At 65.5% G+C, this 24,403-nt stretch carries 17 protein-coding genes; 11 read left to right on the top strand and 6 right to left on the bottom strand.

The features are described from left to right. Positions 1-445 precede the first annotated feature (445 nt). From DESTE_RS03580 to DESTE_RS03540, 9 genes are all read left to right on the top strand, one after another. Positions 446-1,951, top strand: a complete 1,506-nt coding sequence (locus DESTE_RS03580; RefSeq protein ID WP_245590716.1) for a sigma-54 interaction domain-containing protein — start codon at positions 446-448, stop codon at positions 1,949-1,951. A gap of 497 nt (positions 1,952-2,448) precedes the next feature. Continuing rightward, a complete protein-coding gene (gene gabT, locus DESTE_RS03575; protein ID WP_035065120.1) occupies positions 2,449-3,759 on the top strand; it encodes a 4-aminobutyrate--2-oxoglutarate transaminase in 1,311 nt (436 codons plus the stop codon). Between the two features lie 167 nt (positions 3,760-3,926). Further along, a complete protein-coding gene (locus DESTE_RS03570; RefSeq protein ID WP_035065118.1) occupies positions 3,927-4,949 on the top strand; it encodes an ABC transporter ATP-binding protein in 1,023 nt (340 codons plus the stop codon). Continuing rightward, the gene (locus tag DESTE_RS03565) at positions 4,942-5,853 is read left to right on the top strand and encodes an ABC transporter permease (protein ID WP_035065115.1); all 912 of its coding nucleotides are present in this window, start codon (positions 4,942-4,944) and stop codon (positions 5,851-5,853) included. Before DESTE_RS03570 ends, DESTE_RS03565 begins: the two co-directional genes overlap by 8 nt. Beyond that, positions 5,850-6,650 carry an ABC transporter permease gene (locus DESTE_RS03560; protein WP_035065112.1) on the top strand — a complete coding sequence of 267 codons (801 nt, stop codon included), beginning with the start codon at positions 5,850-5,852 and terminating at the stop codon, positions 6,648-6,650. The genes DESTE_RS03565 and DESTE_RS03560 overlap by 4 nt, the downstream gene beginning before the upstream one ends. A gap of 3 nt (positions 6,651-6,653) precedes the next feature. After that, positions 6,654-7,697: a polyamine ABC transporter substrate-binding protein gene (locus tag DESTE_RS03555; protein WP_035065109.1), complete on the top strand. Its 1,044-nt coding sequence runs from the start codon at positions 6,654-6,656 to the stop codon at positions 7,695-7,697. Between the two features lie 246 nt (positions 7,698-7,943). Next, the gene (locus DESTE_RS03550) at positions 7,944-9,296 is read left to right on the top strand and encodes a putrescine aminotransferase (RefSeq protein ID WP_035065107.1); all 1,353 of its coding nucleotides are present in this window, start codon (positions 7,944-7,946) and stop codon (positions 9,294-9,296) included. Between the two features lie 30 nt (positions 9,297-9,326). After that, positions 9,327-10,766 (top strand): aminobutyraldehyde dehydrogenase, encoded by a 1,440-nt coding sequence (locus tag DESTE_RS03545; RefSeq protein ID WP_035065105.1) that lies wholly within the window; start codon positions 9,327-9,329, stop codon positions 10,764-10,766. Positions 10,767-10,769: 3 nt separating this feature from the next. Continuing rightward, complete coding sequence (locus tag DESTE_RS03540; protein ID WP_245590715.1) at positions 10,770-11,894, top strand: agmatine deiminase family protein; 1,125 nt, start codon at positions 10,770-10,772, stop codon at positions 11,892-11,894. A gap of 159 nt (positions 11,895-12,053) precedes the next feature. Here the strand turns inward: DESTE_RS03540 and DESTE_RS03535 are convergent, their stop codons facing one another. The 6 genes from DESTE_RS03535 to fdnG form a co-directional block, all read right to left on the bottom strand. Then, positions 12,054-13,346 carry a DUF697 domain-containing protein gene (locus tag DESTE_RS03535; RefSeq protein ID WP_051384285.1) on the bottom strand — a complete coding sequence of 431 codons (1,293 nt, stop codon included), beginning with the start codon at positions 13,344-13,346 and terminating at the stop codon, positions 12,054-12,056. A 216-nt stretch (positions 13,347-13,562) separates the two neighbouring features. After that, positions 13,563-13,973, bottom strand: coding sequence for a winged helix-turn-helix domain-containing protein (locus DESTE_RS03530; protein ID WP_051384284.1), 411 nt, complete (start codon positions 13,971-13,973; stop codon positions 13,563-13,565). Positions 13,974-14,447: 474 nt separating this feature from the next. Then, positions 14,448-14,879 (bottom strand): formate dehydrogenase subunit gamma cytochrome c-553, encoded by a 432-nt coding sequence (locus tag DESTE_RS03525; RefSeq protein ID WP_035065099.1) that lies wholly within the window; start codon positions 14,877-14,879, stop codon positions 14,448-14,450. A gap of 14 nt (positions 14,880-14,893) precedes the next feature. After that, complete coding sequence (locus tag DESTE_RS03520; protein WP_035065097.1) at positions 14,894-15,835, bottom strand: formate dehydrogenase accessory protein FdhE; 942 nt, start codon at positions 15,833-15,835, stop codon at positions 14,894-14,896. A gap of 75 nt (positions 15,836-15,910) precedes the next feature. Then, positions 15,911-16,570 (bottom strand): 4Fe-4S dicluster domain-containing protein, encoded by a 660-nt coding sequence (locus DESTE_RS03515; protein WP_035065094.1) that lies wholly within the window; start codon positions 16,568-16,570, stop codon positions 15,911-15,913. Between the two features lie 53 nt (positions 16,571-16,623). After that, positions 16,624-19,665 carry a formate dehydrogenase-N subunit alpha gene (fdnG, locus tag DESTE_RS03510; RefSeq protein WP_156925252.1) on the bottom strand — a complete coding sequence of 1,014 codons (3,042 nt, stop codon included), beginning with the start codon at positions 19,663-19,665 and terminating at the stop codon, positions 16,624-16,626. A gap of 754 nt (positions 19,666-20,419) precedes the next feature. On the opposite strand from fdnG, the gene DESTE_RS03500 reads away from it, so the two are divergent. Next, on the top strand, positions 20,420-21,463 hold the full coding sequence (locus DESTE_RS03500) for a molybdopterin-binding protein (RefSeq protein WP_035065084.1): 1,044 nt from the start codon (positions 20,420-20,422) through the stop codon (positions 21,461-21,463). Positions 21,464-21,599: 136 nt separating this feature from the next. Next, positions 21,600-24,317 (top strand): molybdopterin-dependent aldehyde oxidoreductase, encoded by a 2,718-nt coding sequence (locus tag DESTE_RS03495; protein WP_035065082.1) that lies wholly within the window; start codon positions 21,600-21,602, stop codon positions 24,315-24,317. Positions 24,318-24,403 lie beyond the last annotated feature (86 nt).

The following is a 24,403-nucleotide window of genomic DNA, read 5'->3' as shown; positions in this document are numbered from 1 at the left end:
CAAACTGTGGCGCAAGCTGTGGCGCGGCTATGGGGTGGTTCGTTGTGTGTCCATGGCGCGCCGTGGGGTCGAAGGCCCGAACCTAGACCCGTGCCCCCAAGCCTTCAAATGAAAATTTTGGGGGAAAGGACGGGAAACTGGCGGGAGGTGGGGTGAAACGTGGCCACATCCCGCTGGAATAAAAGGGGGTATCGCTGTTTACAATTTTCGTAATCCGGAGCGTGGATCGGAGTCCGGAATGCGCAGCGCGGTGTTGTGCGACATCAACCGGCGTTGCCCGCACGGCGGCGGGTGCGCTAGAAGCGGGAGTCGGGCGGCATGCACGCTCGTTACCGACTGAGGTCGCCTCAAGGGCGTCCGTGCAAGGAATCACCCTGATGCCCGCAGTTCGCAGCACCTTCGTGACAGTCATTCCATTCCCGGAGCAGCCATCCCCGGAGCCGTCATGACCAGATCGTCCCGCACACCCGCAGGCGTGGCCCCCGGCCACAAGCCTGACCTTGCCGCCCCTTCCGGCCCGCAGGATTCCCCGGCCCTGGCCGCCTGCCGCGAAGAACTGCGCCGCCTGCGCGCGGCCTTCGATTCCGCCAGCGACGGCATCTGGATCACGGCGGGCGACGGCACCGTGCTGGACGTGAACAAGACCTCGCTGGCGCTGAACCGCATCCGCGCGGAAGAAGTGCTGGGGCTGGACGTGCGGGCCATCGTGGGATTGGGCATCGTGGACCGCTCGGCCAGCATGGAAGTGTTACAGCACCGGCGGCAGGTGGGGTTCGTGCAGCAGGCGGGCCGCACCGGGCGGCACCTGTTCGTCACCGGGGTGCCCGTGTTCGGCGATAGCGGCGAAATCGAACTGGTGGTGGTGCACGAGCGCGACGTGACCGATCTGCGCAACATGCGCGACACCATGGAAGAAACCCGCCGCGCCTTCCGCAAGGCCGAGGAGGAACTGACCGAACTCAAGCTGCTGGAACTGGCCGACCGGGACATCGTGGCCGAAAGCAAGCAGATGCGCCAATTGCTGGCCACCTGCCTGAAGCTGGCCCGGCTTGACGCGCCCGAGGTGCTCATTCTGGGTGAGTCGGGCACCGGCAAGGGATTGCTGGCCAAGTTCCTGCACCGTCATGGCCCCCGCGCCGAGGGGCCGTTCATCCAGGTAAACTGCGCCGCGCTGCCGCCCGCGTTGTTCGAGGCGGAACTGTTCGGCTACGAGCGCGGTGCGTTCAGCGGTGCGCAAGAGGCGCGGGCTGGGCTGCTGGAACTGGCGCGCGGCGGCACCTTCTTTCTGGACGAAGTGGGCGACATGCCTCAGGAGGTTCAGGCCAAGCTGCTGCAATGCCTGGATGCGCGTGAATACTATCCCCTTGGCGGACGCGAGCCGCGCGCCGTGGACTGCGCCATCGTCACCGCCACCAACCGCGACCTGGAACGCGACGCCGCCGGGCGGCGCTTTCGGCAGGACCTGTACTACCGGCTGTCGACCTATATGGTGCGCATTCCCCCGCTGCGCGAACGGCCGGAAGACATGCTTGCCCTCGCCCAGCGCGAGTTGGATCGTCTGAATGGCGAGTTCCGCGTCACCAAGCGGCTGACGCCCGTGTCCATGAGCCTGCTGCAATCGCATCCCTTTCCCGGCAACGTGCGCGAACTGTCCAATCTGCTCAAGAAGGCGGTGATCATCGCGGAAGGGGACCATCTGGATGCGGCGCTGGCCGAATCCCTGGGCACTCGCCCTGCATTCATCGGCGGAGAAACCGGGCTGGAAGAGGAACTGGCGGCGGTGGAACGGGAAATCCTGCTGCGGGCTGCGGCGCGCTGTCGTACCACGCGCCAGATGGCGGACTATCTGGGGGTCAGCCAGCCCACGGTAGTGCGCAAGATGGCCCGGCACGGGGTGCACCTGCCAGAGCATGACAAGGCAAGGCCTGGCGTGCGCGTGTTGCGAAAATAACGTTTTTGTTTAAAATGTGTCATACATAATAGCTCGGATTTTCTAGTTTTATTTATGGTTCGAGTTTTTGATACGGGTTGATGACGATTTGTTTTGGATTTCCAGATCATCGCCCGGCTACAAGTATCAATTTTGTCATTTTTCGTATTTAGCGCTTAATATCATGAAATCATACCATATCCGATCGCAGTCTGTTGCGGCCTCTGCTCCTTTTCGTGTGAGCATACGCCAGAATTTCATGGAGCAGCTAGGGAATTACGTTTTTGTATTCGCGATTTTTTGATTCATAATTAAATCATACAAAAATTGTTTAATTACATATTGTTAGCGTGTTTGATAATTCAATATTGAATCAACATCTTCTGCGCGCCATTTTTAGTTTCTCCTAACTCCCTGTGGTGTAATGAAATTCTTTTGTTGGTCCGCCGCTTGCTTTTCCAGCGTCATTCCCCTTGCACTGGCCGGGGGCAATCCTGCGAAACAGGCGGCAACCATCCATGTCCTCATCCTCTTCTCTTCTGGAACGCCGTCGCACCGCTGTCCCGCGTGGGGTCGGGAACCTCTGCGACTGTTTCGCCGCATCCGCGTCGGGTGCGGTCATCCGCGACGTTGAAGGCCGTGAATACATCGATTTCGTTGGCGGCATCGGCGTCAACAACGTGGGGCACTGCCATCCGGACGTGGTGGCCGCCGTGCGCGACCAGGCCGGAAAGCTGCTGCATTCCTGCTTCCACATCGCCATGTACGAGCCGTACGTGGCCCTTGCCGAGCGGCTGGCCGCGCTGACCCCCGGCGACTTTCCCAAGAAGACCCTGTTCCTGAACAGCGGCGCCGAGGCCGTGGAAAACGCCGTCAAGATCGCCCGGCGCGCCACCGGGCGGCAGGGCGTCATCGCCTTCGAAACGGGTTTCCATGGCCGCACCCTGCTGGCCATGAGCCTGACCAGCAAGGTCAACAACTACAAGCGCGGCTTCGGTCCCTTCGCTCCGGAAGTGTACCGCATGCCGTACGCGTACTGCTACCGCTGCCCCATGGGCCGCACCCATCCCGATTGCGGTCTGGCCTGCGCCGACCATCTCGAAAACTTCTTCATCGACCACGTTTCCCCCGATCAGGTGGCCTGCCTGATCGTGGAACCGCTGACCGGCGAAGGCGGCTTCATCGTGCCGCCGCCCGGCTATTTCGCGCGGCTCATGGAAATCTGCCACAAGCACTCCATCGTGTTCATCGCCGACGAAATCCAGACCGGGGTGGGCCGCACCGGCACCATGTTCGCCATGGAGCAGCACGGCGTGGCGGCGGACATCACCCTGGTGGCCAAAAGCCTTGGCGGCGGCATGCCCCTTTCCGCCGTGGTGGGTCGCGCCGAACTGATGGACGCACCCGACCCCGGCGGCCTTGGCGGCACCTATGGCGGCAACCCGGTGTCCTGCGCCGCGGGGCTGGCCGTGCTGGACGTGTTCGAAAAGGAGCGGCTGCTGGAAACGGGCCGCGCCCTGGGCGAATCTTTGCGGGCCACCTTCGCCGCGTGGGCGGACGAGATGGACTGCATCGGCGACATTCGCGGCATGGGCCCCATGCTGGCGCTGGAATTGGTGCGCGACCGCGCCACCCGCGAACCCGCCGGGGCGGAGGCCAAGGCCATCGTGGCGCGTTGCGCGGAACGCGGCCTGCTCATCCTGTCCTGCGGGCACCACGGCAACGTGCTGCGCATGTTGATGCCCCTGGTCATCGGGCAGGACGAACTGGCGCGCGGCCTGGCCATCCTGCACGATGCCATGGTCGAAGCCTTCGGCCGCAAGGGCTAGCAAAACTGGCAGGGCTCTGCTGTCGGCAGGCCCTGCCCGCTTGCGCCACGGCCACGGGCTGACCGGAGACGAGAGAAAGACGCAGTTCGGAACGGCCCCCCACGGCCCCCCACGGCCTCCCACGGTTCCCATGGCCTCACGGCATGGGCCGCACCCAAGGAGCACGCATGAGTCTTGAGGCATACGCCATCTACAAGAATTACGGCGAGGTGGAAGCTCTGCACAACGTGGACCTGGTCACCCGGCGCGGCGAATTCTTTACCCTGCTGGGGCCGTCCGGCTGCGGCAAGACCACCCTGTTGCGGATCGTCGCCGGACTGGAACTGCCCGACTCCGGCACGGTGATGCTGACCGGCAGCAACGTGACCACGCTGCCCGCCAACGAGCGCAACGTGAACACGGTGTTCCAGAGCTATGCGCTGTTCCCGCACCTGACCCTGTTCGAGAACGTGGCCTTCGGCATGCGTTCGCGCCGCATGACCGGCGCGGTGGTGACGGAAAAGGTCATGGCCGCCTTGGCCATGGTGCACATGGAGGACAAGAAGGATCGCCTGCCCAGCCAGCTTTCCGGCGGCCAGAAGCAGCGCGTGGCACTGGCCCGCGCCCTGGTCAACGAGCCGGAGGTGCTGTTGCTTGACGAGCCCATGTCCGCGCTGGACGCCAAGCTGCGCCACGCCGTGCAGGCCGAGCTGCGCCAGTTGCAGCAGAAGCTGGGCAAGACCTTCATCCTCGTCACCCATGACCAGGAAGAGGCGCTGACCGTGTCCGACCGCATCGCGGTGATGCGCCAGGGCAGGGTGGTGCAGTGCGCGCCCGCGCGCGAACTGTACGAGCGCCCGGTGAACCGCTACGTGGCCGACTTTCTGGGCAAGGCCAACATCATTGCCGGGCGGCGCGCCGAGGGCGGCGTGGAAACGGAACTGGGCCTGCTGCGGCTGGATACCCCGCCGGAGTGGACACAGGGCGAACTGGCCATCCGGCCCGAGAACATCGTGTTCCACCCCGAACGCCCGGCGGTGAACGGCCTGCGCGCCCGCGTGACCGAGGCCTTCTACCGGGGTGACAGGATGGAGGTGTGGCTCGAACCCGGCAACCTGCGCATGAGCGCCGCGCCGCGCAGGGGCATTGCCAAGGGCGACGAGATCTGGATCGAACTTCTGCCCGGCGCGCTGGTGCCCCTGCATGAGTAGCCAACGCCATCTCGTCTGGAACGGCGAGCTCACCACCCGCATGCGGCTGATCCGGCGCGGCATGTACCTGGCGGCGCCGGGCATGCTGTGGATACTGCTCTTTCTCGCGCTGCCCAGCCTGTTGCTGATCGTGGTCAGCATGACCACGCGCGGTGACTACGGGCAGATCGAGTGGGTGTTCTCGCTGGACAACTTCACCCGGCTTCTGGGCTTCAGCAGCTACGGCTGGTCGGCCGACTATCTGTGGATTCTCTTCCGCAGCGTGTGGGTGGCCTTCTGGACCACGCTGATCTGCGTGCTGCTGGCCTACCCGCTGTGCTTTCACATCGCCAACCGCGCGCCGGAAAAACGCTATTTCTGGCTGACCCTGATCATCATTCCGTTCTGGACCAACCTGGTCATCCGGGCCTACGCGTGGCTGCTGGTGCTGGCCCCGCAACTGCCCTTCGCCAAATTCGCCGCCGTGCTCGGCATCATTCCGGACGGTTCGCCCCTGTATCCCAGCGCGTTGGCCGTGTACCTCGGCATGGTGGCCACCTTCCTGCCCTTCGTGGCCATGCCGCTGTACGCCAACGTCGAAAAGCTGGACTGGGCGCTGGTGGAGGCCGCGAAAGATCTGTACGCCGGGCGCGCGCGCATCTTCTGGCATGCCATCTGGCCGCAGACGGTGCCCGGCCTTTCCGTGGGCATCACGCTTACCTTCATACCGGCCATGGGCATGTTCGTGGTGCCCGACCTGTTGGGCGGGGCCAAGTACATGCTGGTGGGCAACCTGATCCAGCAGCAGTTCGGCACCAGCCGCGACTGGCCCTTCGGCGCGGCGGTAAGCCTTGCGCTGATGGTGCTGACCCTAGTGGGCCTGCACGTGCAGCGCAAGCACAGCGGGGAAGGGGGCGCGGCATGAGACGCTTCCACTGGATCGTTCCCTTCACCGCCGTGGGCTCGCTGGTGTTCCTGTACGTGCCGCTGCTGGCCGTGGCCGTGTTTTCGGTGAACGCCTCGCGCTTTGGCCTGACCTGGCAGGGCTTTACCCTGAAGTGGTACCAGCGTCTGTTCGCCAACGAGCAGATTCTGGAAGCCGCGTGGAACACCCTGTTCCTGGCCGGGGTGTCCACCATCATCGCCACGGTGCTGGGCACGGTGCTGGCCATCGGGCTGAAGCGCTACCCCTGGTCGCGCCGGGTGTACACCCTGCTGGACATCAACCTGCACCTGCCGGTGGTGACGCCGGAAATCGTCTTCGCCGCCGCGCTGGCCGTAGCCTTCGGCCTGTTGCGCATGGTCTTTTCGGTGTTCGAGCCGGGCATGCTGAACATGATCATCGGCCACGTGACCTTCCAGGTGTCCTTCGTGGCGCTGGTGGTGGGCGCGCGCCTGGCCTCCATTTCCACCGACATAGAGGAAGCCGCGCGCGACCTGTACGCCGACAACGCCTACATCATGCGCCACGTCATGCTGCCGCTGCTGAAGCCGGGCATCGTGGGCGGGGCCATGCTGGCCTTCACCCTTTCGCTGGACGACTTCGTCATCAGCTTCTTCACCGCCGGTCCCACCTCGGTCACCCTGCCGCTGTACATCTACGCCACCGTGCGGCGCGGCGTGACCCCGGACATCCACGCGCTTTCGACGCTGGCGCTCTGCGTCACCGTCATCCTGGTCATGATCTCGGAACGGGTAACCCGCAAAACCAACAAGGAGTGATCCATGCGCAAGATTCTCTTCATGGCGCTGGCGATGGTCCTGCTCGCCGCAAACATGGCTATGGCCGCGGACAAGGAACTCCGCATCTTCATCTGGTCCGAGTACATGCCGGAGGACTTCGTCCCCAATTTCGAAAAGGAAACCGGCATCGACGTGCGCGTGGACTACTATGAGTCCATGGAAGAGATGATCGCCAAGCTCCAGGCGGGCGGCGTTTCGCAGTACGACATCGTGGTGCCTTCGGACTACCTGCTGCCCACCATGGTCAACCTGGGCCTGCTGGCCAAGCTCGACCACGCCAAGGTGCCGAACATCAAGAATCTTGACCCGTTGTTCGTGAACCCCAAGTACGACGCCGGCAACACCTACAGCGTGGCCTACCAGTGGGGCACCCTGGGCATGATGTACAAGAAGGCCAAGGTGCCGGGCAATCCGCCCTCGTGGGCCGTGATGTTCGACGAGAAGAAACAGACCGGTCCCTTCGTGCTCATCGATTCGGTGCGTGAAATGCTGGGCAGCGCCCTTGTCTACATGGGCAAGGACGTGAACACCACCGACCCGGCAGACCTGAAGGCCCTGGCCGACATGATGCTGGATGTGAAGAAGAGCAAGTACTTCCAAGGATTTGAAGTGGGCACTGGCGCGCGCAGCAAGGTCGTTGCCGGCACCGCCGTGGCCGCCATCGTCTACAACGGCGACGGTCTGCGCGCCGTGGCCGAAGACCCCACCTCCGGCTTCGCCAACCCCGCCGAAGGCGCGGTGATGTGGGTGGACAACCTGTGCATTCCCGCCAAGGCCCCCAACATGGAAGCGGCGTACAAGTTCATCAACTACGTGCTCGACGCCAAGAACGGCGCGCACCTGTCCAACTGGACGCAGTACCCCACGCCCAACAAGGCGGCCATGGAATTCATCACCCCCGACGACCTCGCCAACCCGGCCATCTATCCGCCCAAGGACTACATCAACAAGCTGCAGCTGCTGCGCGACCTGGGCAAGGAAAACCGTCTGTATGACGAGTTGTGGACCATGATCAAGACCCGGTAGGCAGCACGCTCCGTCTCCGCGTGCCGCACGGCAAGCGCGGGCAGGAGCAACACGCGGCCCCCTCGCCACGACGGCAAGGCGCGCGACAGACCGCATCAACACAGACTTCGATTTTCCGGGGGCGCGTCCCTCCGGCTCCGCAGCGGACCCCGAAAGGGGGGAGCAGGGGGCTACGGCCCCCTGCCCGCCGGAGGCGTCAGACCATCAGGCAACCCCGCCCCCATCACTCCAACACAGGAAGGCCGTATGAGCCGCGACATCGCTCTCGCAAAGCAGGAAGCAACCCGCATTCTGGACATTGTCCGCCGCCCGGCGGACGCCATCACCCGTGAGGAGCGCGAACGCATAGCCCGCGACACCGCGGAAAATTTCGCCAACCACATCAACAAGGGCTTCCTGCAGTACCGCAAGTCCGTCACGGAATCGGGCGGCTTCGCGGTTACCGAATGGGTTGGCAGCGGGTCCATCCTGCGTGACGCGCTGGACCGCGAATACATCGACATGCTGGGCGGCTTCGGCCTGTACAGCCACGGCATCCGCCATCCGCGCATCGTCGAGGCGGTGAAGGCCCAACTCGACCGGTCGCCCCAGTACAGCCAGGAAATGCTGGACCCCCTGCGGGCGCAACTGGCCAAGGTGCTGGCCGCGCTGACCCCCGGCGACATCCAGTACGGGTTCTTCGCCAACAGCGGCACCGAGGCCATCGAGGGCGCGCTGAAGCTGGCCAAGTTCTACACCGGCAAGTCGGGCTTCGTGTCCATGCTCAAGGGCTTTCACGGCAAGACGCTGGGGGCGCTTTCGGTGATGGGCAAGTCGGTGTTCCGCGAACCCCTGCTGCCCCTGCTGGGCGGCGTGCAGTTTGCGCCGTTCGGCGACGCCGACGCGGTGGAGCGCATCCTGGCCTCGGCCCAGGCCGTGGGCACGGGCATTGCCGCCGTCATCGCCGAACCCATCCAGGGCGAGGCGGGCGCCGTGGTGCCGCCCGACGATTTCTGGCCCCGCCTGCGCGAGATCTGCACCCGGTACGGCGTGCTGCTGATCGCCGACGAAGTGCAGACCGGCTTCGGGCGTACCGGCACCGTGTTCGGCGTGGACCACTGGGGCGTGGAGCCGGACATCATGTGCTTCGGCAAGGCCCTTGGCGGCGGCGTGGTGCCCCTGTCCGCGTTCATGGCCACGCCGGAAATCTGGAAGGTCATGGAGCCCAACCCGTTCATGCACACCACCACCACCGGCGGCAACCCGCTGGCCTGCGCATCCGCCCTGGCAGGCATAGAGGTGATGCTGGACGAGGACCTGCCCGGCCAGTCCAAGGCCAAGGGCGAATACATGCTGGAACGGCTGCACGACCTGCAGGAACGCTACCCCGGCATCTTTCGCGAGATTCGCGGCAAGGGCCTGCTCATCGGCATGGACTTCCTGGATGGCGAGACGGGCTACAAGGTGGCTGCCGGGCTGTTCGCCCGCAACGTGCTGACGGCGGGCACCCTGACCAACTCGGAATGCATCCGCATCGAGCCCGCCCTGAACACGCCCATGGAACTTCTGGATGAGGTACTGAACCGGCTGGAGGACGTTCTCCGCCACATCCGTGCGTAGGTTCACGCACGCCGCCAAAGGAGGCCAGCAATGGACATGAAGCTCTGGATCGACGGCGCGTGGACCGAAGGCGCCGAAGGGCGCACCCTGCCCGTGGAAAACCCCGCCACCCGCGAAACGGTGGGCACCGTCATCGCCGCCACGGCGGCGGACGTGGACAAGGCCGTGGCCGCCGCCAAGGCCGCCTTTTACGACGGGCGCTGGTCGCGCCTGTCGCCCGGCGCGCGCTCCAAGGCGCTGTGGAAGCTGGCGGACCTGCTGGAGGCCAACATGGAGGCCTTCGCCCGCGTGGAATCGGAAGACACCGGCAAGCCGTACGAATTCCTCAGCCTGGGGGGCGACCTGCCGTTCTGCGTGGACAACCTGCGCTTCTTCGCCGCCGCCGTGCGCGATACGCACGGCCACCATGCCGGTGAATACATGTCCGGCTACACTTCCATCTACCGGCGCGAGCCGGTGGGGGTGGTGGGCCAGATCGCCCCGTGGAACTACCCCTTGCTCATGGCGGTGTGGAAGCTGGGGCCCGCCCTGGCCGCCGGATGCACGGCAGTGCTGAAACCCGCAACCATCACACCGCGCACCGCGCTGATGCTGGCGGAACTGACCGCGCAGGCGGGCATTCCCGACGGGGTGGTCAACGTGATCACCGGCAACGTGGGTGAACTGCTGGTCAGGCATCCCGACATCCGCATGGTCAGCCTGACCGGGGCCACGGAAACGGGCCGCTCGGTCATGCGCACCGCGGCGGACACCCTGAAGCGCGTGCATCTGGAACTGGGCGGCAAGGCCCCGCTGGTGGTGTTCGGCGATGCCGACGTGGACCTGGTGGCCGCCAAGGCCTCGCTGGCCTCGTTCTGCAACACCGGCCAGGACTGCACGGCGGCCACCCGCGTCTACGTGCAGCGCGACAAGCTGGCGCAGGTCACCGACGCGTTGGTGGCGGCCATGCAGGGCGTGGTGGTGGGCGATCCGTTTGACGGGGCCACCCAGATGGGCCCGCTGGTGTCCGCCGGGCACCTAGCGTCGGTCGGCGGCTTCGTGGACCGCGCCCGCGCCGCCGGGGCCAAGGTGCTGTGCGGCGGCAAGCCCGCCAGCGTGGCCACGGGGGCCGGCTACTACTACGAGCCCACGGTGATCGTGGATGCGGACCAGAAGGCCGAGATCGTGCAGGAAGAGGTGTTCGGCCCGGTGCTGACCGTGCTGCCCTTCGATACCGAGGAAGACGCCGTGCGCCTTGCCAACGACGTGGTCTACGGTCTTGCCTCGTCGGTTTTCACCAGCGACGTGGGCCGCGCCATGCGCGTGTCCGCCGCGCTGGAATTCGGCACCGTGTGGATCAACGACCACCTGCCGCTGACCTCGGAAACGCCCCACGGCGGCTTCAAGCAGTCCGGCTTCGGCAAGGACCTGTCCAGCGAGGCGGTGGGCGACTACCAGATCACCAAGCACGTCATGATCAATCAGGGGTAGCCCATGTTCATGACACAGGAGGATACCGACGTGAGGCGCACCGCACTCACGCCGCCAAGATTCGCGCCGATGCGGCTGCCGGTGCGTGCCCCCGCCTGCGACGGGCTGCACATGCCCGCCGAATGGGAGCCGCACGCGGGCTGCTGGATGGCCTGGCCGTGCCCCGGCCCGCTGTGGCTGGACGCCCTGGAACCGGCGCGGGCCTCGTATGCCAACGTGGCGCGGGCCATTGCCCGGTTCGAGCCGGTGACCATGCTGGCCCGTCCGGAAGACGCCCAGGCTGCCGCCGCCCTGTGCGGCCCCACCGTGAACGTCCTGCCCGCGCCCATCGAGGATGCCTGGATGCGCGACTTCGGCCCCACCTTTCTGGTGGACGGGGCGGGGGGAGTTGCCGGGGTGCACTGGCTGTTCAACGCCTGGGGGCATACCTACGACGAACCCACCCATGACGACGGGGTGGCGCAACTGATCCTGTCACGTCTCGGCATGCGGCGCTATGCCGCGCCGTTCATCCTGGAGGGCGGGTCCATCCATGTGGACGGGCAGGGCACCCTGATCACCACCGAGCAGTGCCTGCTGGACCCGCGCCGCAACGCGGGCATGACCAAGGCCGACTTCGAGGAACTGTTTGCCGCGTACCTCGGCGTGCGCAAGGTGGTCTGGCTGGGAGAAGGGCTGGAGGGCGACGACACCCACGGGCACGTGGACATCGTGGCCAGCTTTGCCCGGCCCGGCGTGGTGCTGCTGCACCGCTGCGACGATCCGGATGACCACAACCACTCGGTGTACCAGGATAACCTGCGCCGACTGGAACTGACCACCGACGCCTGCGGCAGGCCGTTCGAGATCATCCCCATCGACCAGCCCAGCCGGGTGGACCACGGCGGCAGGCGGATGGACCTGTCGTACATCAACTTCTACGTGGCCAACGGGGGCATCGTCATGTCCGCCTTCGGCGGGCCGGGCGAGCCGAATGCGCAGGACAGGGCCGCCTTTGAAACCCTGCGCCGGGTCTTTCCCGGGCGTGAGGTGGTGCAGGTGCACTCACTGGACATCTTCCGGGGCGGGGGCGGCATCCACTGCATTACCCAGCAGCAGCCCACCGGCAGGCCGCTGCCTCCGTTCTGATTCCCGTCGACGACATTGCGCTGTCTTCCCTTCCGACAGTGGGCGGCCCGTGGCACACGCTGCGGGCCGCCGTGCGTTGGAAGGGCGGCGGGATGCCGATGGCCAAACCGATGCGGGCGGCCAGTAAGGGCGGGGAAGGGGGGGCGCTGCTGCGGGGCGTCAGGCCCCTTTCTTGCGAAACAGGCGCAGGGGATTGGGGATGCGGCTGCGGGCGGAAGGCGTGGCTGTGCCGTCCGGGGTGCCGGATGACTCGTCCGGGCGGCGGGCATGGGCGCGCGACGGAATGCCGGTGCACGGCGGGATGATCGCGTCGCCGCGTTCGGTGTCGTCCGGATGGGCATCGTCCCGGAAGGGCATGGCCCTGGCCATGGAGGTGGCCATGTCCCCGGCCTTGTGGACCACGCCGCCCACCCCGTGCGCGGTGGCCCGCGCGCCTTTGCGTACCGCGTCGGCGGTGCGCCGGGCGGTGCCTTCCAGGCCGGAGCGGATGCCCAGGGCCACGCCGCTCATGGCCGCCTTGACCACGGCGCGCACCAGTCCGGCGGTCATGCGGCCCAGCAGGGCCGCCGATTCGCGGTAGGGATTCTGGCGCGCCGGACAGCCGGGCAGCACCGGAGAGAGCATGTTGCGGGTGACGATGCCCACCCGCAGGGCCAGCAGGGCATTGGCGGAGCCGTCCACCAGCGCGGCGGCCAGCAGGGTGCCCACGTGCGAGGCCCCCGGCACCGAGGCCAGCGGCGATGCCGTGAGCAGCGGGCCGAGCAGGGCGTGGACGTGTTCCTCCAGCCCCGCCTCTTCCAGCGCGCCCGCCGCCAGCGCCGTGCCCGCCACGTTGATGTACAGGCGCACCATGTCGCGCGGGTGGGGCCGCTGGTCGTAAATGGACGAGACGCGCCACACCAGCCGCGCCAGCAATGCCAGCACGATGAGGGTGTCCAGCCTGCCGTTGCGGGCCACCGCCGTGGAAAGGAAAATGCGCGAGGCGGTGCGCTTGGTTTCGCGCAGGGCGGCGGCGTCCAGCGCGCGCAACAGGGCGGCGGCCTCGGACGCTTCCGCCACGTTCGCCATCTTTGGTGAAGCGCCCGAAACACGACTGTTCCCCGCTGCCACGGAAGCCGCCTGGGGCGTGGCATGGGCAACGCCGCCTTCGCGCAGGTGCGGATTGCTCCGCAGCCGTGCGGTCAGACGGCGCAGGTAGTCGCGTAGTTCTTCGGGCGTGGCGTCCTGCGGCAGGAGCAGGGGGCGGGGACGCAGAAACCAGCTGGCCCCCAGCCAGCCCAGCGCGGCAAGGTAGGCGCCCATGCCGCCCCAGAACACCGCGTGGCCCAGCAGCGGATGGACGCGCGCGGCCATGTCGGACAGGGTCAGCACCTGCCCGCCGATGAACACGAACAGGCTGACGCACAAAACTGCCGCGAACAGGAACAGGGCACGGGGGACGAACTGCTGCATGGGGCTCCTTGCTGCGGGGCTGCCCGGAGAGGGCGTGAGGACACCGTCGGGCGCCGTTGGGCACGACTATTCAGGGCCAACCATGACCGGCACGGCGACCCTTTCCCATAGGTGCGACAGCAAGGGGGCATCGTCAAGCCCGGCAGCGGGACCGCAGGGCAGCGGCGTGCCGGAAAGGGAAGGTCGAATGGCGGGAGCGGAAGGGCGTTCGGACGGCTATTTGTCGTCCCGCACCTTGTCTTCGAACTGGCGGACCGGCCACGGCAGCACCGTGGCGGCGCTTTCCACGGCACATCGTTCCACGGTGGCGAACCACGCGCGGAAGCGGTCCATGGCCTCGCGCCCGGCGGCGGTCAGCCTATAGCCTTCGCGGTTGCTGCCCGCCTTCTCCACCAGGCGCAGGCCCAGGGCGGTTTCGGTCTGCTTCAGCTTGCCCCATGCGGCGCGGTACGACATGCCCAGGGCCTCCGCCGCCTTTTTCAGCGAACCATGTTCGTCGATGGCCAGCAGCAGCATGGCCCGGCCCATGCCGAACACCATTTCGCCATCCTCTTCCAGCCACAGGTGCAGGCGGACGGTGGATCGTGGGGCGGCGGCTGGGGCAGGGCGAAGCGGAGTGGTGCTCATGCGCGTGTTCCGTGTAGGTGGTGAAACCGCCGCCGGTGCGGCCAATAGGGTGCGGGCCCTTCGGACAGGTCACGGTCTGTGTGGTTCGCGTGACTGGCGAGGGTATGTGCTGATCCGAGCATACCTGTTCATAATGACATAATCGAGGGGCAATGAAAACCGGCTTCCCCGGTCCGATTTGCGTTCCTGACGACCGCCCCCGGCGTTTGCTCCGCTGCTCGCCCGCGCAGTCGATGGCTCGCCGATATCCCACCAATGTTCCGTCGCCCCCCAGTCGAGGTCTCGCCAGTGTTCCGCCAGAATCCCGCCAGAGCTCCGTTGTCCTGGTCGCCGGTGATGCGTCGTGCAGGCTCGTCCGCCGCCCGGCGGCAGTCCCTGCCCACCACGGAAAGCGCCGACCGGATGGCCGGTCGGCGCTTGTGGGCAGTGGTGACCATACGGTGCGGGCCGTACGGTGCGCGTGCGCCGCGAAGGCTACTTCTTCTTGGCGGCGGCTTCCTTCCTGGCCTGAGGGCTCATGTGGCAGGGACGGCAACCCGAGAATTCGGGGTGGTCCTTGGCCATCTGCTTGTGGCAGCCGTAGCAGGACCGGTCGGTGTCCTTGGCATGGTACGCCACGAACATGCTCATGGTGTCACGCTCGCGCGGGCCGGGCGTGGCATGGCAGTCGTCGTTGGTGCAGGTGGCGTAGGGTTTCTTGGGATCGGGCGTGTCGTGGTGACAGTGGTCGCACGCCACGTCCTTGTGGGTGGCGTGGTTGAACATCACGTGCATCCGCTTGGAGGTGCCGTGCTTCATTTCAATGGCCTTCTTCGGGGCCTTGGCGGCATCCCCGGCGTCAGCCGCCAGGGCCGTACCGGCCACGAGCAAGGTCAGTGCAAACAGGGAGATGACCAGGTATTTCATCAAGGTGCTCCTGTTCAATACATATTCCAGAAGGAAGGTCTGAGCGGGCGCAACTTCTTGCGTGCCGCGACCATGTCCAGATGCATCATGCCAAGGGCCAGGGCGTCCAGGTTGGGGACGGCCTCGCGTTCCCGCAGGTCCACGGTGGGACAATAGCTGTTGCACTTGGTGCACCAGTCCAGCCGTTCGCCTCGGGCGGCCTCGGTTTCGCGCAGCATTTCCATGGTGCCGCTGGCCTCCTTTCCGCACGAGGGGCAGGCCCCCCGCAGGAACTTCCAGCCGGTGCCGCACAGGGAACAGTGCAGGTGCTTCTTGCCCCCGCCACCGGCCAGATAGGCGTTCTTTTCGTCCAGCATGGGCTTGTCCAGCCAGGCGATGGTGGGAAAGGCGCCGCATACCGGGCAGTAGCCCTGTTGCCATGCCCCGTCCTTGTCCCAGGGGGCTTCCCCGTCTTCGGGCAGGGCATTGGCGACCATGGCATGCAGTACCGGGGACAGCACGAAGCCGGTGACGAACGCAAGCACGTCCGGCTCCACGCCGCCATCCCTGGCGATGGATTCGATGGACCGACCCGCCACCACGGCCTCGGCCAGGGCATCGCGAGGGTCATCGGCTTCGGTCGGACGCAGGAAGAACGCCCGCAGGGCGTCCGCGTGCGGCGCCACCGCTTCTATGGTGGTCAGAAGCGGCAGCAGTTCTTCTGCCGCCTGGCGCATGGGGGCAGCCGCTCCGGTCAGGGAAACGCCCGCCAGCAGGGATACCCCCTGCTGGGCACGATCCCACTGGAGTTCCGGCAGGCGCAGGCCCGCCTTGCGCACGGTCTCCGCCAGCTTTCCGGCCAGCGCGTCGCCAGCGGAAAGCAGGGGTTCGAAGACCCGCAGCACGGGTTCAAGGACAGGACGACGGGCGGTGACATCAGCCAGCGTATCCGCGACACTTTGGCGTTTGGCGGCCATGAATGCTCCACGAGAACCGGAGGCCGGGGCCTCCTTCAGAGGGTGAACGCGGCGCGCAAGGCGCCCGCAGGCCTGCTACATGAAACCGGCGTACTCGTAGTAATGCTCTTTTTCTTCCGCCAGCAGGTAGATGACGCTCACGTCCTCCATGTCCACCAGATGGGCCTTGGGGAAGCGTTCCTTGGCCACCGCAAGGCGCTTCTGCGCCACGGCCAGTATCTCCTCGCGCTCGCCGAAGACCATGGTGCCGGTGGGGCAGGTCTTCACGCAGATGGGCTGCATGCCTGCGGACACGCGGTCGAAGCACATGTCGCACTTGGTGATGCGCCTGGTCTTGGGATCGATGCGGGGGATGTTGTACGGACAGGCCTCGGCAACCGCCTTGGCGTCGGCCGGGCTGAGCTTGGCCGATTTTTCGGTGGCCAGCACTGCGCCGGTCTTCTTGTCCTTGATCATGGCGCCGGGTACGGCCATGTCCGCCACGTCCACGCACACCGGGGTCATGCAGTGGCGGCACTGGTCGGGGAAGAAGTTCCAGACCACAACGCCTTCCTTGGTCATCCGCTCGTTGAAGCGGACGATTTTGAGGTTGTTGGGGTTGAGGTCCGGCGGGTTCTGGTGCGAACCGCGCTGCTTGGTCTCATTGGCGGGCAGGTCATGCCATTCCTTGCAGGCCAGCTGACAGCCGCGACATGCCGTGCATCGGGTTGTATCGACTAAAAATGCCTTGGGCATCGTAGTGCTCCTTGGAGGGGGCGCGCCCCGCGGCGGGGCGCGCCCTGTTCCGGTTAGGCTATTTCGGTCAGCTTGTCGGCCTTGCGCAAGTTGACGAGACAGGCCTTGCTTTCGGGAATGGTGGTGTTCGGGTCGTACGCGCCAACGGTAAGGCGGTTGGTGGAGTCACCGCACTTGGGCGTGGTCCAGCCATAGGCAAACGGCATGCCCACGAGGTGCACCGTCTTGCCCATGACCGTGAAGGGCCGGATGCGCACGGTGACCATGGCAATGGCCTCCACGCGCCCGCGCGCACTTTCCACGATCACGCCGTCGCCGTTGTTGATGCCCTTTTCCTTGGCCAGTTCGGGACTCATCTCTATGTAGAGCTGAGGCTCGGTTTCCAGCAGGTTGGGCACGTTGCGCGTTTCGCCGCCGCCGCACCAGTGTTCCGTCAGGCTGTAGGTGGTGAGCACGTACGGGTAGTCGGGGTCGGCCGCCTTGGCCATCTGGTCCATGTCCGAGGTGTGGAACTTGTAGACCGGGCTGGACAGCTGCTTGGAGAACGGGTGGCTGTCCAGCGGGGTTTCCGCAGGTTCGTAGTGCTCGGGGAAGGGACCGTCCAGCCTGCCCGTTCCGTAGAACTGGGCGTAGCCGTCCTTGTTCATGATGAAGGGCAGCTTGCCCTTTTCCTTGTCGGCCATGGGCGGCCACGGACCGTCCGGCACGTCGCCTATCCACTTGGAGCCGTCCCATTCGATGACGGCCTTCTTGGGATTGAAGGGCTTGCCGTTCAGGTCCACCGAGGCGCGGTTGTACAGGATGCGGCGGTTCACCGGCCAGCACCACGACCAGTTGGGGAACAGGCCGATGGCGGCCTGCATGGGCGTCTGGCTGGCGTCGCGCTTCTTGGACTTGTTGCCGGCTTCTTCGGTGAAGCTGCCGGTGTACAGCCAGTTCAGCGACGAGGTGGAGCCGTCGTCCTTCAGTTGGGCGAACGCGGGCACCATCTGGCCGCGCTTGTATTCCTTGTCGCCCACCTTGGTGTCGGCCCAGAAGAAGCCGTTGATGCGGCGGGTCCATTCTTCTGCATCGAACTTCTCGGTCCAGTGCAGCTTCAGGACGGGATCGGGCAGGGTGCCGCCTTCCTTCCGGTACAGGTCGCGGATCTTGTTGACCAGCGGCACGAAGATGTCGGCGAAGTTGCGGGCCTGTCCGCCCGGCTCCACCGCCTTGTCGAACCACTGCAACCAGCGACCGCTGTTGCTGATGGTGCCCGCCTTTTCGATACGGTGGGCGGACGGCAGCAGGAAGACCTCGGTCTTCTTGGTCTTGGGATCGACGCCGGGGCGCTTCCAGTTGTCGGTGGTCTCGGAGTTGTGCAACTCGGAGCAGACCAGCCAGTCCAGGTTGTCCAGCGCCGCGCGCATCTTGTTGGTGTTGGGGAAGCTGTTCATCGGGTTGACCCCGAAGATGAACCCGCCCTTGAGCTTGCCCTGGTACATGCGGTCCATGGCGTACATGTACGAGTAGTCCTCGCCGGGTTCGAGCTTCGGCAGGTATTCGTAGCAGAAGTCGTTTTCCGGCGTGGCGGCATCGCCGTACCAGCCCTTCAGCTGGCTGACCACGTACTTGGGGCGGTTGCTCCACCAGTTGGCGCTGTTTTTCAGCGTGGTGACCGGGGTGTTGGCCTTCTGGTACTCGGCCAGGGTCTGCAGCGGCGCCGACGGCATGGGGTTGTAGCCGGGCAGGATGTGGTACAGCAGCGCGTGGTCGGTGGAACCCTGCACGTTGGGTTCGCCGCGCAGGGCGTTGATGCCGCCGCCCGCCACGCCGATGTTGCCCAGCAGCAGCTGGATGAGCGTGGAGGTGCGGATGTTCTGCACGCCCACGGTGTGCTGGGTCCAGCCCAGTGCGTACAGGATGGTGCCCGCCTTGTCCGGGGTGCCGGTGGCGCAGAAGATGTCGTAGACGCGCCGCAGGTTGTCTTCGGTCACGCCGGTGACGTCGGAGACGTTCTTCAGCGAGTAGCGGTCGTAGTGCTTCTTCATCAGGTTGAAGACGCACCGCTCGTTCTTGAGGGTTTCGTCGATGACCGGGCCGCCGTCGGGACCCTTCTCGAAGGCCCACTTGGACTGGTCGTACTTGCGGGTCTTGGGGTCGTACCCGCTGAAGATGCCGTCGTTGAAGGCGTAATCCTTGCCGACGACAAAGGCGGCGTTGGTGTAGTTGAAGACGTAATCCTTGAAGTAGAGTTCGTTATCAAGGATGTGCTTCACCATGCCGCCCAGGAAGGCGATGTCCGTGCCCGAACGCAGGGGCACGTGGAAGTCGCAGCGGGCGGACGTGCGGGAGAACTTGGGGTCCACATGCATGAGGGCCGCGCCGTTGTCCTTGGCCCGCATGATCCACTTGAAGGCGACAGGATGGTGTTCTGCGGCATTGCTGCCGATAATGAGCACTGCATTGGTATTCTTGATATCAATCCAGTGGTTCGTCATAGCCCCTCGACCGAACGACTCTGCCAGAGCCGCAACAGTGGGACTGTGTCAGACCCGGGCCTGGTGGTCCATATGGACAACACCCAGGCCGCGCATGGCTTGATGGATGACGGCGCATTCCTCGTTGGAGGCGTGCGAGGTGCCCATCATGAAAATGGATTCGAATCGGTTGACGGTCTGACCCTTGGCGTTCTTGAGGATCATGTCCTTGTCGCGGGCGTCCTTAACGCGGCGCGCGATCTGGTTCAGGGTCCAGTCCCAGTCCTTTTCCACCCACTTGTCGCTGTGCGGAGCGCGGTACAGCGGCTTCGTCAGGCGGTGCGGGTTGGTGTACATGGAGAACAGGGCCGCGCCCTTGGCGCACAGGGCGCCTTCGTTGACCGGAAAGTCGGGGTCGCCTTCGGTCGAAACGAGCTTGCCGTTGCGCACGTAGGCGATGACCTGACAACAGACGGAACAGAAGGGGCAGACGCTGCCCACTTCCTTCGCGCCCTCGATCTTGAGCTTGCTGGCATACGCCTGCGCTTCTTCAAGATCGAACCCAAGCTGACAGAGCGAGAGGCCGACAGCGCTCACGCCCATGAGCTTGAGAAAACTCCGCCGCGTAGTTTTCATGTTCCACTCCTTGTTAAAGCCCTTCACAGGACCGGAAGTCCTGTGGACCTTGTTCTGTACCCGCGAAACCATGCGCGCGGTGCGCGCCCCCTTCGCTGCGGGAAGGAGAAACGACACGATGCCGCCGGGCGTGCGCGGGAATGGGCGCCGTCGCGGCTCCGCAGGCAGTTGGGCGGACACGGGCGCCTGCTGGCGCCGCGCGCCCGGTACGACCCTGGGGCTGCGGGGAACTGGCGCAGGGGCCAGCAACCATCATGTCTTTCATGGCATAGTAGCACAGTTTGTGGCGCATGCAAGAATTTATCAATAGAAAACGGTAGGTTAAATGAAGCATATAGGTGGGCTTTGTCACAGGGGGGAATATGTGGCTGTTTGTTATGGTCGCTTATGGTAATTTTTAAGTCGAAAATCATCATGTTTGGCATGTTCTGGTTGGTTCTTGTCCCAAATCAGGGTGTGGCAGACCCAATGATTACCAGCAAATATCTTTCCATGAGCGAATGCCCCGTAAAAATACGCATTCACTTCGTACTGTTGGTGGCGGGTTGAGCGAGCACTCATTGTAACATGGCGTCATGCTTGAATTAACACGCGTTGTACGTTGACCGTGACCTGTCGGGGCTGATACATATGCACACTAGGAGTGCCTGCATACCCAGTCCGGCCATGCCCTTCTCTTTGCGTCCGAGAGGGCACCACACATGACTGCGGCAACGCCGGAATGCTGCCTGTCCCTTCACGGGAGCAGAAGCACATGCAAGGTCACGAGCACGGTCTTTCGATCGTCCCGGTCCACGAAGCCGTGGGCATGATGCTGTGTCACGACATGACGCGCATCATCCCCGGCGTCGAAAAGGGGCCGGGGTTTCGCAAGGGGCACATCATCGCCCCCGCGGACATCCCCCTCCTTCTGCAAATGGGGAAGGAGCATGTCTACGCCCTGCGCCTTGGCGCGGGCCAACTGCACGAAGACGATGCCGCCATGCGTCTGGCGCGCGCCGTCGGCGGTGCGGGCGTGGCCCCGGAAGCCAGGTGCGAGGGGCGGGTCAACCTTGTCGCCGAACACGACGGGCTGTTGCACGTCGATGTTCCCGCCCTTGGCCGCCTGAACGGCCTGGGCGAACTCGCCGTGTCCACGCTGCACGGCCTGAGCGCGGTGCGCACGGGCCAGATGGTGGCGGGCATGCGCGTCATCCCCCTCATCGTTCACGAACAACTGCTGCACCAGGCCGAACGCGCCCTTGACGGCGCGCCGGTGGTCTCCGTGCTGCCCTTCCGCCATGCCCGTGTTGGCATGGTGACCACGGGCAGCGAGGTGTTCCACGGCCGCATCCAGGACAAGTTCGGCCCGGTGGTGCGCCGCAAGTTCGCCGACCTCGGCAGCGAGGTGGTGCGCCAGGTGCTGGTGGCCGACGACCGTGACGCCACGGCACGGGCCATCCGCGAACTGGTGGACGAAGGGGCGGACATGATCGTCGTCACCGGCGGCATGTCCGTGGACCCGGACGACCAGACCCCGGCGGGCATCAGGGCCGCGGGGGCGCGCGTCGTCGCATACGGGGCTCCGGTGCTGCCGGGCTCCATGTTCATGCTGGCGTATCTCGGCGAAGTGCCCGTCATGGGGCTTCCCGGGTGTGTCATGTATCACCGGGCGTCGATATTCGACCTCGTGGCGCCCCGGCTGCTGGCCGGGCTTGCCGTCACGCGGGAGGACATCACCGCGCTCGGTCATGGCGGCCTGTGCCTCGGCTGCCAGGAATGCCGGTATCCCGCCTGCCCGTTCGGCAAGGGCGCGTAGCCCAGCCGGGCCGGCATAACGGGAGGGGCGGCGCACGCCGCCCGTGCAGGAAAGGGCGAATCATCCGCCCGCGACGGAAAGGGCGGCATGCCCGCCCGCGCAACATGCAACGGACAGATCCACGGAGGCCAGGCTCATGATCAACAAGCATTTCATCGTCAACGGCATACCCCGCAACCTTGTCGTCGATCCGGAAGCGACGCTGGCGGACGTGCTGCGCGAACAACTGCTGCTCACCGGCGTCAAGGTGGGCTGCGGCGAAGGCCAGTGCGGCGCGTGCAGCGTCATCCTTGACGGCAAGGTGGTGCGTTCGTGCGCGTACAAGATGCGCCGTCTGCCCGACGGGGCTTCGGTGACCACCATCGAGGGCGTGGGCAGCCCCGACTGCCTGCACCCGCTGCAACTGGCGTGGACGGCCCACGGCGGTGCGCAGTGCGGCTTCTGCACGCCCGGGTTCATCGTCTCGGCCAGGCAGTTGCTGGAAGAAAACAAGAACCCCAGCCGCAGCGATGTGCGCGACTGGTTCCAGAAACACCGCAACGTCTGCCGCTGCACCGGCTACAAGCCTCTGGTCGATGCCGTGATGGATGCCGCCAAGGTGCTGCGCGGCGAAATGAGCGCCGACGAACTCTGCTTCAAGATCCCCGCCGATGGCCGCATCTGGGGATCGAAGTACCCCCGCCCCTCCGCCATTGCCAAGGTAACGGGCACCTGCGACTACGGTGCGGACCTGGGCCTGAAGATGCCCTCCAATGCGCTGCACCTTGCGTTGGTGCAGGCGGAAGTGTCGCATGCGAACATCCTGTCCATCGACACCGCAGAAGCGTTGAAGATGCCCGGCGTGCACAGCGTGCTTACCCACAAGGACGTCAAGGGCAAGAACCGCATCACCGGCCTGATCACCTTCCCCTCCAACAAGGGTGACGGCTGGGACCGGCCCATCCTGTGCGACGAGAAGGTGTTCCAGTACGGTGACGCCATCGCCATCGTCTGCGCCGACAGCGAAAAGAACGCCCGCGCCGCCGCCGAAAAGGTGAAGGTGCAGCTGGAAGAACTGCCCGCCTACATGAGCGCCCCGGCGGCCATGGCCGAGGACGCCATCGAGATCCATCCCGGCACGCCCAATGTGTACTTCACCCAGAACATCGCCAAGGGCGCGGACACCAAGCCCATCTTCGACGGCGCCGACGTGGTGGTGGAAGGCGACTACTACGTGAGCCGCCAGCCGCACCTGCCCATCGAGCCGGACGTGGGCTTCGCCTACACCGACGGCGAAGGGCGTCTGGTCATCCACTCCAAGTCCATCGGCCTGCACCTGCACCTGTACATGATCGCCCCCGGCCTTGGCCTTGAGCCGGAAAAGATCGTCATGGTGCAGAACCCCGCGGGCGGCACCTTCGGCTACAAGTTCAGCCCCACCATGGAAGCCCTGGTGGGCGTGGCGGCCATGGCCACCGGCCGTCCGGTGCACCTGCGCTACAACTACCGCCAGCAGCAGAACTACACCGGCAAGCGTTCGCCGTTCTTCGTCAACGCGCGCTACGCCGCCGACAAGACCGGCAAGATCATGGCCTTGGAAACCGACTGGACCGTGGACCACGGCCCGTATTCCGAGTTCGGCGACCTGCTGACCCTGCGCGGCGCACAGTTCGGCGGCGCGGGCTACGGCATCGCCAACATCCGGGGCCAGGGCCGCACGGTGTGCACCAACCACGCCTGGGGGGCCGCCTTCCGGGGCTACGGCGCGCCGGAAATCGAGTTCCCGACCGAAGTGCTGATGGACGAACTGGCCGAAAAGATGGGCATGGACCCGCTGGAACTGCGCTACATCAACGTGTACCGCAAGGGCGACACCAACCCCACCGGGCAGGACCCGGAAGTGTACAGCCTGCCGGAAATGATCGATATCCTGCGGCCCAAGTACAAGGCGGCGCTGGATGCGGCCAAGGCCGGTTCCACGGCGGCGGTCAAGAAGGGCGTGGGCGTTGCCGTGGGCGTGTACGGCTGCGGCCTTGACGGGCCGGACACCTCGGAAGCCGACGCCGAACTGAATCCCGACGGCACCGTGACCATCTACAACTGCTGGGAAGACCACGGCCAGGGCGCAGACATGGGTTCGCTGGGCACCGCCCACGAGGCGCTGCGCCCGCTGGGCATCGCCCCGCAGAACATCCGCCTGGTGCTCAACGACACCAGCAAGGCCCCCAACAGCGGTCCGGCGGGCGGCAGCCGGTCGCAGTACGTCACCGGCAACGCCGTGCGCGTGGCCTGCGAGAACCTGGTGGAAGCCATGCGCAAGCCCGGCGGCTTCCGCACCTACCAGGAGATGGTGGACGAAAAGATCGCCACCAAGCATCGCGGCGCGTGGACGGCGGCGGGCACCCACTGCGACGAGAACGGGCAGGGCAAGCCCTTCACCTCGTACATGTACGGCGTGTTCATGGCTGAAGTGGCCGTGGAACTGGCCACCGGCAAGACCACGGTGGACAAGCTGACCCTGGTGGCCGACATCGGCAAGGTCTGCAACAAGCTGGTCACCGACGGCCAGTTGTACGGCGGCCTGGCCCAGGGCGTGGGCCTGGCCCTGTCCGAAGATTACGAGGACCTCAAGAAGCACGCCACCATGGCGGGCGCGGGCGTTCCGTACATCAAGGACATTCCCGACAACATCGAACTGATCTACGTGGAAACGCCGCGCGGCGACGGTCCGTTCGGCGCGTCGGGCGTGGGCGAGCTGCCGCTCAGCGCGCCGCACGCGTCCATCATCAACGGCATCTATCACGCCTGCGGCGTGCGCATCCGCCACCTGCCCGCCCTGCCTGAAAAGGTGCTGGCGGGCCTGAAGGGCGCGTAAGACGATGAACACGGCCCCGGGGTGGACGCGCTCCGCCCCGGGGCATCATTTTTCGGGGCGTGGGGTTGTGCCGTACGCTCCGTCCG

Origin of the sequence: Nitratidesulfovibrio termitidis HI1, assembly GCF_000504305.1 — a bacterium.
GTDB classification, from domain to species: domain Bacteria; phylum Desulfobacterota; class Desulfovibrionia; order Desulfovibrionales; family Desulfovibrionaceae; genus Cupidesulfovibrio; species Cupidesulfovibrio termitidis.
Note: the sequence above shows the minus strand (reverse complement) of the source record. Positions and strands in the feature narration are given on the sequence as shown.

What these genes read in the sequence shown, in the direction of transcription:
- DESTE_RS03555 (WP_035065109.1), top strand. Translation starts at nt 6,654, where the DNA reads ATGCGCAAGATTCTCTTCATGGCGCTGGCGATGGTCCTGCTCGCCGCA.
- DESTE_RS03495 (WP_035065082.1), top strand. Translation starts at nt 21,600, where the DNA reads ATGATCAACAAGCATTTCATCGTCAACGGCATACCCCGCAACCTTGTC.
- DESTE_RS03565 (WP_035065115.1), top strand. Translation starts at nt 4,942, where the DNA reads ATGAGTAGCCAACGCCATCTCGTCTGGAACGGCGAGCTCACCACCCGC.
- DESTE_RS03540 (WP_245590715.1), top strand. Translation starts at nt 10,770, where the DNA reads ATGTTCATGACACAGGAGGATACCGACGTGAGGCGCACCGCACTCACG.
- DESTE_RS03500 (WP_035065084.1), top strand. Translation starts at nt 20,420, where the DNA reads ATGCAAGGTCACGAGCACGGTCTTTCGATCGTCCCGGTCCACGAAGCC.
- gabT (WP_035065120.1), top strand. Translation starts at nt 2,449, where the DNA reads ATGTCCTCATCCTCTTCTCTTCTGGAACGCCGTCGCACCGCTGTCCCG.
- DESTE_RS03560 (WP_035065112.1), top strand. Translation starts at nt 5,850, where the DNA reads ATGAGACGCTTCCACTGGATCGTTCCCTTCACCGCCGTGGGCTCGCTG.
- DESTE_RS03530 (WP_051384284.1), bottom strand. Translation starts at nt 13,973, where the DNA reads ATGAGCACCACTCCGCTTCGCCCTGCCCCAGCCGCCGCCCCACGATCC.
- DESTE_RS03535 (WP_051384285.1), bottom strand. Translation starts at nt 13,346, where the DNA reads ATGCAGCAGTTCGTCCCCCGTGCCCTGTTCCTGTTCGCGGCAGTTTTG.
- DESTE_RS03520 (WP_035065097.1), bottom strand. Translation starts at nt 15,835, where the DNA reads ATGGCCGCCAAACGCCAAAGTGTCGCGGATACGCTGGCTGATGTCACC.
- DESTE_RS03515 (WP_035065094.1), bottom strand. Translation starts at nt 16,570, where the DNA reads ATGCCCAAGGCATTTTTAGTCGATACAACCCGATGCACGGCATGTCGC.
- DESTE_RS03545 (WP_035065105.1), top strand. Translation starts at nt 9,327, where the DNA reads ATGGACATGAAGCTCTGGATCGACGGCGCGTGGACCGAAGGCGCCGAA.
- DESTE_RS03570 (WP_035065118.1), top strand. Translation starts at nt 3,927, where the DNA reads ATGAGTCTTGAGGCATACGCCATCTACAAGAATTACGGCGAGGTGGAA.
- DESTE_RS03550 (WP_035065107.1), top strand. Translation starts at nt 7,944, where the DNA reads ATGAGCCGCGACATCGCTCTCGCAAAGCAGGAAGCAACCCGCATTCTG.
- DESTE_RS03525 (WP_035065099.1), bottom strand. Translation starts at nt 14,879, where the DNA reads ATGAAATACCTGGTCATCTCCCTGTTTGCACTGACCTTGCTCGTGGCC.
- DESTE_RS03580 (WP_245590716.1), top strand. Translation starts at nt 446, where the DNA reads ATGACCAGATCGTCCCGCACACCCGCAGGCGTGGCCCCCGGCCACAAG.